Here is a 7,765-nt window from a genome sequence, read left to right as displayed (position 1 = left end):
CACTCCGAGATAGGCAAGCGTGGTCTGGGCGCCGTTGAGCACCCGCATCTTGAGGTGCTCGAAGGGGGTGACGTCGCCGACGAACGTCGCGCCAACCCGGTCCCATCGCGGCACGCGGCCGGCGAATTTCTGCTCGATCACCCATTGCCGGAACGGCTCGCCGACGACGACAGCGGCATCGCGGTAGCCGAAATGCTGCTCCACGGTCTCGATATCGGCCTCAGAGGTCGCTGGCGCGATGCGGTCGACCATGGCCGAGGGAAAGGCGACGTTGGCCGCGATCCAGTCCGACAGGCCATTGCCGCGCCGGCTGGCCAAAGCCTGCACGACGTTCTCCAGGATGATGCCGTTGGTCGGGATGTTGTCGCAGGAGAGCAGCGTCACCGGACGGCTGTGCGAGGCCATGCGCAATTCAAGCGCCCGCGCCAGAATGCCCGGCACGCTTCGCGGTTCCAGTGGATTGGCGAGATCGTGGACGACGTCCGGGTGCGCCAGATCCAACGCGCCGCTGGACGGGATGTGGCAATAGCCTTTCTCCGTCACGGTCATCGTGACCATCTCGATGCCGGCGGAAGCCAGCACGCCGAGCGCGGGTGCCGCACTCTCCTGGCTGTCGACAACCCTGACGATGCTGCCGATGATTCGCGCCTCGACTTGGCTGTCTTCGCGGATCAGGCGCGTGTAGAGGCCGCCCTGCCAGCCCAGCGTTTCCGACAAGTATGGTGCGCGGATGTTGATGCCGACCACGCCCCAGCGATCGAAACGGCGCGAAAGAAGATCGTCGGTGTACTCCGCCTGGTGGCAGCGGTGGAAGGCGCCGACACCGATATGAGCCATCCCCGGGACAAGTGCGGCCCGATCATAGGATGGTTTTTGGACGGAGGAAGAAAGCCGGCTAATGAGTTCTGGGCCGAGCGTTTCGGGGGGCGTTGAAGTGCTCACCGGTTCGCCCCGACGACCCATTGCTCCTGGTCGATCAGGGCGCCGGTCATCGGCCCGGAGGCGTCGGAGAGCAGGAACACGGCAAGGTTCGCCACTTCGTCGGCCGCCAGCAGCCTCCCGAAAGGCTGCGACGCATTGGCGGCGTCGAGCCAGCCTGGGCCGTGGCCCAGCGTCTCGGCCTGCATGAAGCGTTCGGCCGGCGTGTCGGTCCAGCCGACATTGATGCCGTTGACGCGGATGCGGTCGAAACGATGCGCATTGGCGGCATTGCGGGTCAGCGTGGCGAGCGCGCCCTTGGTGGCGGAATAGATCGCCAGTTCGGGCGAGCCGCAATGCGCGTTGATCGACAGGATGTTGACGATGGCGCCGCCATGACCTTGCTTGATCATCTGCGCGATGGCCGCCTGCATCAGGAAGAATGGCGCCCGCGCGTTGACGGCGAACAGCGCCGCCCAGTCGTCGAGGCCGGCATCGAGAAACGAGGCGCGGTTGGTCAGGCCGGCGGCATTGACCAGCGCGTCGATGCGCCCGAAGTGGCCGACGCATTCCTCGACCAGCCGCGCCGGCGCCGTGGTATCAGCCAGATCGGCGGCGACGAAAGCGGTCGGCGTGCCTATCTCTGAAAGCGCTGCGGCGACTTCGGCGCCACGCACCGGCTCGCGGCCGGTGACCAGCAGGCCGCCGGCGCCTGAGTGCGCAAGCGTCTCGGCGATCGCCCGGCCGATGCCTTGCGTCGCACCGGTGACCAGCACCACCTTGTCGTCTAGCCGAAGCTCCATTCCTCCTCCCGGAATAAAGTTTCTATTTTTCTAGATATGGAACACCAATTCCCGATAGTCAATCGCATCCGTCTCAGGCCGTACGGCGCGCGACAACACCGTGGACAAGGGCCATGCCGACGGCGAGCGAAGCGGCAAGCGAGCGGAAGCCGGCAAAGTCGGACTCAACCACTTCCAGCCATGTATCCGACAGCTTGATCAGGGGAGAAAACGTGCTGTCGGTGATGGTGACGATGCGCGCCTTTCGCTCATGGGCGACAGCGACAAGGTCCGGCGTGATCGAGTTATAGGGACTGAAGGAGACCGCCAGCACGACGTCGCGCTTGCCGATGCAGCCGACCTGGTCAAGCGCGGTGGAACCGACATTGTCGACCAGCACGTTGCGCACGCCCTGTTGCGACAGAGTGAGCGAGAGATAGGTGGTGACGGGAAAGGCGCGTTTGCTGCCGATCACATAGATCAGGTCGGCGGAAGCCAGCAGATCGACCATGAGCTCGAAGCTGGCAATGTCGAAGTTATTGTCGATGCGGCCGAGCGAAGCCTGCGAGGCGCCGACCATGCCATTGAGAAAATGCAGATTGGCGTTGGGCTCGGTGGCCGCCCGTTCCTGTCCGTCGCGCGCCCGTCCCTCGGGCCAGGAGCCTTTGACGTGATCCTTGAAAAGACCCTGGAAATCGGAAAAGCCGGCGTAGCCGAAGATCTGCGCAAAACGAACAAGCGTCGAGGGCTGCACACCGGCCTGCTCGGCGACCTGCGCGATCGTGCCAAGCGCGACGTCGCTCGGATGCTGCCACAGGAAGATGGCAACCTGGCGCAGGCGTTTCGGAAAATGGACGGTGCCGGACGACAATACGGCGCGCAGTTCTTCGTAGGTCTGCGGCTTGGTGTAGCCGAGCGCGGCAAGCGAGCGGCCGCGCTTGCGGGTCGTGGTCACGTCGCTGCCACCAGTGCCAGCTTGGTCGGACGATCTGCGCGCTCCGCTCATGGCACAGGGAAGGCGGCGTCGAACAAGCTGTGTCTCGTCACCCGAACCGTCCTCCCAAGGTCATGACAGGCTCCTAGGCTAGCGCGGCACGATCGTTTTACAAAACAAAAATTGGAAATCATGTTCGAAAACGGCGGCGGAAATTTTATAGTCGCATTCCACATCTTCGGAACGGAGTTCTCAATCATGGTCTTTGCAATCGCTGACGGATCGACGCGCCAACGCTTGGCGGTCGGCCATGCGGCTCGACGACCAGATCACGCTGGTTGCCGCCGCATTGTTCTCGGACCCGAAAATGCCTGTTGGTGTTATTTCACTGCGGTGACCCTGCCCGCCGCATCGAGGCGACAGCCGACCCGCGCCCGCCGAACTTCGATGCCGCCTTGTCTTGCGTAGTCTATTCGCACCTCGATCGGCGCCGTGAGTGCGCCCCGACGTTGACGCAAGGCGCCTGCGCTTACCGCGTGGACACGGACGGCGCCAAGCGGCGTCGCAGCGGACATGATCGCCGCGCGGCAGGCTCGCACGACCGCAGCTGGCGTACCGGGTTTCGCTTTCAGTGGTCTGAAAGATCCAAAGGGATACCCCTTCGTGGAGTCGCCCTCACCGGCTTTGGAAGGCCTGAGAGCGGGTGGCAGGGCGATCGATTGCTTGCCGGTCTTGGGAGAGGCAGTGGCTGCCGTGACTGCGGCCGGACTACCGGGACCGGTACTCGTTCCGTTTTCGGCGGACGGATCGTCGCCCACGCCGACACCCGTCGAAGGGCTAACGCCTGCGTCGAGTGATCCTGCGCCGACCGAAGCTCCAATGTTTGCTCCACCCACACCGTCGACGCTCGTGCCCACCCCCACAGATGCGCCTTGCGAGCTGGCGCTCACTCCAGCACCGACCCCGAGGCCGCCGGCCTTACCGCCTAAACCTGCGTCAAGAGCCGAGGCAGGCCCGATTGCGATCCCGATCGTCAACACGGCTGCGACGTACTTTTTCATTGTGATACTCCCCTGCGGCATACATTTCGCTCACTAGTCTTCACTGGCATAGGTCGAGCTTCACAGTGGTCGCGTCGGGAGCAATGCGGCGGGAAGAGCGATGGTTGCCGGCAGAACAGGATGTGGTGACTTTTTTGCCTTCACTTTCCGTTTTTTCGGCAAGCCCGGTTTATGGGCTGGTTGGGCGCCCGAACGCGATAGCGTACTTGCAAGTGGGGTACGTGATTTCGGCGCGCGCTCCAAAGCCGCAGTGCGACGCTTATCCTTGACGATGTCGATCGCCTCACGCGCGGCACTGAGGCTGCGGCCTAGACCGATAGCCCTTTCACGCTCTTTCTCCAGCGCCGCACTCAACTCTGCCGAGATCTGTTTTGAAGCGTCGCGTTCCTTGCGAACAATGTCGAGGTCGCGCGCAGCTAAATCTGCTCGTTCGCGTTCCAGTTCGAGTGCTTCTCCAGCTTGCTTTAGAGCGGTCTCGACCACCGATCGGTCCTTTATGGCGTTGCTCTTCTCGACCGCGGCCAGGTTTGCGCCTGTCTTAAGAGCGTCGATAGTTTGGCGAGCCGTGGTGAGTTCTTGTTCCAAGAGTTCAACCTTGTGCCTCTCCTCATCAAGCGCTTGCTTCGCAGCAACCTGAGAGGCTTCCATAGAGGGGTGCGCTCCGGCGGCCTTCTCGCGGTCCCAGAGAATGGCTTCGGCCCTAAAGTCTTCGATAACGCGCTGCGCCGTCTCCAGCGCTTCGTCTATTTGCTGCTGTTCTTTTAGGGCTTGTGCTTGCTTAGCCGCCGTGTTTGCCAGTGCGTGTGCCTGGGCGCTTGCGTCACGTGCCTCGCGCTGCATAATTTCTAGCTCCGCTCGTGCTGCGGCCAATTCGCGGCGTAAAGCCATTTCATGCTCGCCGGGCGGCGTCTGCACACCCTCCTTGAGTTGCGCGGCGCTGGCAACGCTGACTCCCGCGGCGGCGATGACGGCAACCGCGACGGAACGAAATGTGGACGAAATCTTCACGATGGGAGACTCCTCAAGATCGCCGCCTACCTAGCGCGACGGACACATGTCGAAGTCCGGCTGATAGCCACCTTCGCGGTAAAGGTTCTCTGCGACGTAGCTGCCTTTCGCCCTTTCCAGCACACCGGGTCCAAGATGGATTCCTCGGGCATCTGTAAAGACCTACTGCTGCCATCCGCGGTGCTCCTTATTTTACCCCCCGGACAGGATGATCCCGTAGACGCCTGCGAATGTCGCCCTTCATTGTGATGAAGCGACGCGCCGCGCGCGGCCAGGTGCCCGGTGTCGTCGACGACGCCCTGGCGTGAAGTTCGTCGCGGCGGCCGTTGCCTCGAATTCCGCAAGTAGGGGCCTGGACGCCTGCTTTGTTCCCATGTGTGCCGAGCATGCAGGTCCCAGAACGGTCAATAAATACAGCCGCATCTACGGCCACACGGGATGCGGCCGATTTCACCGGTGAAGGGGTTCTGTGCAGTGGCCGGCACTTGGCATCGGTCAGCGCGCGGATCGATCCAGGGGTGCAAAATAGTTGCCGTGAAAGCCAAAGGGGATGTGATGCGGGACGGAGGCCCGGGCGCGTTTGGCGAGCGTCGCGGCGTCGAGCACAAGCAGGAATGACGTGCCGGCGCCGACATCGAGCACGACGGACAACAGGACGCCGTCGTCTTCCTCGGCGCCGGTCGGCCGCGCCACATAAACAGGCTCGCCAGCATAGCAGCCCGGTTCGGCCCAGGTCGTCACGGTCGCCGGCGCGGTGGCTGAAAGCTCGACCTTGGCTATAGTGTCGAGGAAGCTGTCCGGTTCACTTTGGCCGGCTCCCCATACGCAGCGATACGATCTGCCGGCGCGGCGGGAATAGTCGATGCGCGGCAACTCGATGCGTGTGCCGCAGAGCGATTCCGGCTCGATCTCGACAGCCGCAGAAGGGCTACCGTCGAGCGGAATGCGGTACCGCGTCAAGGTCGAGGTCGGGTTGACCTGCGCTCCGGAGCGCAGCCGGTCGAGGCGCAGCTCGTCGATGATTCTCGCATCGGGATAGGCGAGGAGGTCCACCAGCAGCGCGCCGTCCGCCTCGAAGGCATTGACGTGGTGAAAGCAGAAGCACGACGCCGCCCTGGCACGGGCGGCGACAGCGCCGGTCGACTTATCGATCACTGTGAATACGGTGCCGAACTCCGGTTGCCAGCGATAGTTTGTGATGAAGGGTCTGCCTGAGAAGACGAGCTTGAGCGGGTTCACCCGAAGCGGAAACTCCGTCAGCACCAAATAGCGTTCCGACATGCCGAAGGAATGCATGTAGCTCGGCCGATCGACGGGCAATTCGGCCAGGACACGCTGCATGCCGCTTTCGTCGACGAACAGGCGATACGTGCTGCGGCGCCCCATCTCGATGACGTACGAGTAGCCGCGCTCGCCGTCGCTGTGCGGATGCGCAGTCGAGATCTGCCCCTTGATCGCCCGACTGAATTGGAGCCGGCCGTGCGTTTTGAGCGTGTGCGGATCGAAGCGGATCGGCATCGGCGTCTCGGTCAGCGCGACGATCTCGCCGGCCAGCACGGAGACATTGACATTCGCATTGTCGGTCAGCTTTGGGTTGAAGATCGCCATCACGCGGCCGAAAAGTGTGCGGCACGGATCCGTCATGAATTCGCCGCGCGCGATGCGACCCTTCTCCATCGCCTCGCAATAGGATTGCGAGCGGATGAAGCGGTTGGAATAGCGGACCGCGCCATCGCTGAAGTCGAAGGCGTGGAGCATGGCGAGACCGTCGAACCAATGCGTATAGGCTTGCCGGCCCACCTCGAATTTCGCAGGCCCGGTTCGGAGAAGCCGGCCGGTGAGCCACGCCGGCAATTCGCCCTCCACCTGCAACGGCAGTTGATCGACCTCCTGTTCGAGTGTGGTGAAGCCCAGTGCGTAACGGCCCTTCGCTTCAGGCATTCCAGCCTCCTTCACTTCGCCTGGTGCCTCCGCCCTCCCTGCCGTTTAACGCGTCAGCGTCGCCGATGTTTCGCATCCGAGCCGTAGAGCCGGACCAACTTCCTGCCAAGTTCCTGACGCAGCGGGATCAATCAGCCTCGCCAGCAGGTCGCCGATCTTGTTTGTGATCCAGACAGAACCGGGTATGGCACGATCCTGGGCGTCATAGGCCGTCGGCGCGGCGGTGAACCTTCGTCATCCGCCCGTATGCAACTGCCGCCGTGCCGGACAAGGGATGACCGGCTGAGCGAACCACAGCCCCAGCCAACGGAAAAACCGTTCGCTGGCAGCGAAATCAGATATTTGGGATATCCCGCTGGTGGAGCTGAGGAGGATCGAACTCCTGACCTCGTCATTGCGAACGACGCGCTCTCCCAGCTGAGCTACAGCCCCGTCCAGCGGATGGGCGCATTTATCGGGCGTGGCGGTTTCCTGTCAAGACGGCGTTTTGCCCAAAAAAGCCGCGCGGCGAGCCATCGACGTGGCCTGCCGCGGACAGCGGCTCTTGCCGCTTTCGCCCGTAATGGCTACATGTCGGCAACAATCGGAGACCGGCATGATAGCCCTCATTCAGACCATTGTCCTGGCGCTTGACATTTATTGGTGGATCATCATCGCTTCGGCGATTTTCTCGTGGCTCTACGCCTTCAACGTCGTCAACTCGCGCAACCAGTTCGTCGATAGCGTCAGCAACATGCTCTTCCGGCTGACCGAGCCGGCGCTGCGGCCGATCCGCCGCTTCTTGCCCGACCTCGGCGGGATCGACATTTCGCCGATCATCCTGCTTCTGATCCTGTTCTTCCTCCGGCAGTTCCTGCTCACCACGGTGGCGCCGCTGGTCGTCTGACGGCCATTCGAAGACTGGGCCGTTTCGCCCACGTAACGACGGCGTCGACCTATTCGTCCGGCTGACGCCGAAAGCGGCGATGGACAAGCTCGAAGGCATCGAGATTTCGGCAGACGGGCGAAGCCATCTGAAGGCTCGCGTCCGCGCCGTGCCGGAAAACGGCGCCGCCAATCAAACGCTCGAACGGCTGGTCGCCAAGGCGCTGGGAGTGCCGCGATCGGCCGTTTCGGTCGTC

General features: G+C 62.9%; 7 protein-coding genes, 1 tRNA gene and 1 pseudogene. 2 read left to right on the top strand and 7 right to left on the bottom strand.

All coding sequences use genetic code 11. The features are described 5' to 3' along the window. The 7 genes from EOC93_RS31375 to EOC93_RS31345 form a co-directional block, all read right to left on the bottom strand. On the bottom strand, positions 1-963 hold a 963-nt coding region (locus EOC93_RS31375; RefSeq protein ID WP_164759356.1), incomplete at its 3' end, for a mannitol dehydrogenase family protein. Continuing rightward, complete coding sequence (locus EOC93_RS31370) at positions 939-1,721, bottom strand: SDR family oxidoreductase (protein WP_127206557.1); 783 nt, start codon at positions 1,719-1,721, stop codon at positions 939-941. The genes EOC93_RS31370 and EOC93_RS31375, both read right to left, overlap by 25 nt. Positions 1,722-1,794: 73 nt before the next feature. Continuing rightward, positions 1,795-2,706, bottom strand: coding sequence for a MurR/RpiR family transcriptional regulator (locus EOC93_RS31365; protein WP_127206556.1), 912 nt, complete (start codon positions 2,704-2,706; stop codon positions 1,795-1,797). 308 nt (positions 2,707-3,014) lie between these two features. Then, complete coding sequence (locus tag EOC93_RS35170) at positions 3,015-3,695, bottom strand: hypothetical protein (RefSeq protein WP_127206555.1); 681 nt, start codon at positions 3,693-3,695, stop codon at positions 3,015-3,017. A gap of 60 nt (positions 3,696-3,755) precedes the next feature. Continuing rightward, on the bottom strand, positions 3,756-4,703 hold the full coding sequence (locus EOC93_RS31355) for a hypothetical protein (RefSeq protein WP_127206554.1): 948 nt from the start codon (positions 4,701-4,703) through the stop codon (positions 3,756-3,758). 495 nt (positions 4,704-5,198) lie between these two features. Next, positions 5,199-6,644 (bottom strand): carotenoid oxygenase family protein, encoded by a 1,446-nt coding sequence (locus EOC93_RS31350; protein WP_095485027.1) that lies wholly within the window; start codon positions 6,642-6,644, stop codon positions 5,199-5,201. 356 nt (positions 6,645-7,000) lie between these two features. Then, positions 7,001-7,076: transfer RNA gene (locus tag EOC93_RS31345), tRNA-Ala, on the bottom strand. 163 nt (positions 7,077-7,239) lie between these two features. Here EOC93_RS31345 and EOC93_RS31340 point away from each other — a divergent pair. Together EOC93_RS31340 and EOC93_RS31335 are read left to right on the top strand one after the other, a co-directional pair. Continuing rightward, positions 7,240-7,530, top strand: coding sequence for a YggT family protein (locus EOC93_RS31340; RefSeq protein ID WP_023800489.1), 291 nt, complete (start codon positions 7,240-7,242; stop codon positions 7,528-7,530). A 19-nt stretch (positions 7,531-7,549) separates the two neighbouring features. Beyond that, positions 7,550-7,765, top strand: a pseudogene (locus EOC93_RS31335) (DUF167 family protein); the annotation flags it as partial.

The organism is Mesorhizobium sp. M6A.T.Ce.TU.002.03.1.1 (genome assembly GCF_003997275.1).
Taxonomy (GTDB): Bacteria; Pseudomonadota; Alphaproteobacteria; order Rhizobiales; family Rhizobiaceae; genus Mesorhizobium; species Mesorhizobium mediterraneum.
This window is presented reverse-complemented; position numbering and strand designations above follow the sequence as displayed.

Excerpts from the sequence above, each read along its gene's own strand:
- EOC93_RS31370 (WP_127206557.1), bottom strand. The coding sequence starts at position 1,721 with ATGGAGCTTCGGCTAGACGACAAGGTGGTGCTGGTCACCGGTGCGACG.
- EOC93_RS31350 (WP_095485027.1), bottom strand. The coding sequence starts at position 6,644 with ATGCCTGAAGCGAAGGGCCGTTACGCACTGGGCTTCACCACACTCGAA.
- EOC93_RS31340 (WP_023800489.1), top strand. The coding sequence starts at position 7,240 with ATGATAGCCCTCATTCAGACCATTGTCCTGGCGCTTGACATTTATTGG.
- EOC93_RS31365 (WP_127206556.1), bottom strand. The coding sequence starts at position 2,706 with ATGAGCGGAGCGCGCAGATCGTCCGACCAAGCTGGCACTGGTGGCAGC.
- EOC93_RS35170 (WP_127206555.1), bottom strand. The coding sequence starts at position 3,695 with ATGAAAAAGTACGTCGCAGCCGTGTTGACGATCGGGATCGCAATCGGG.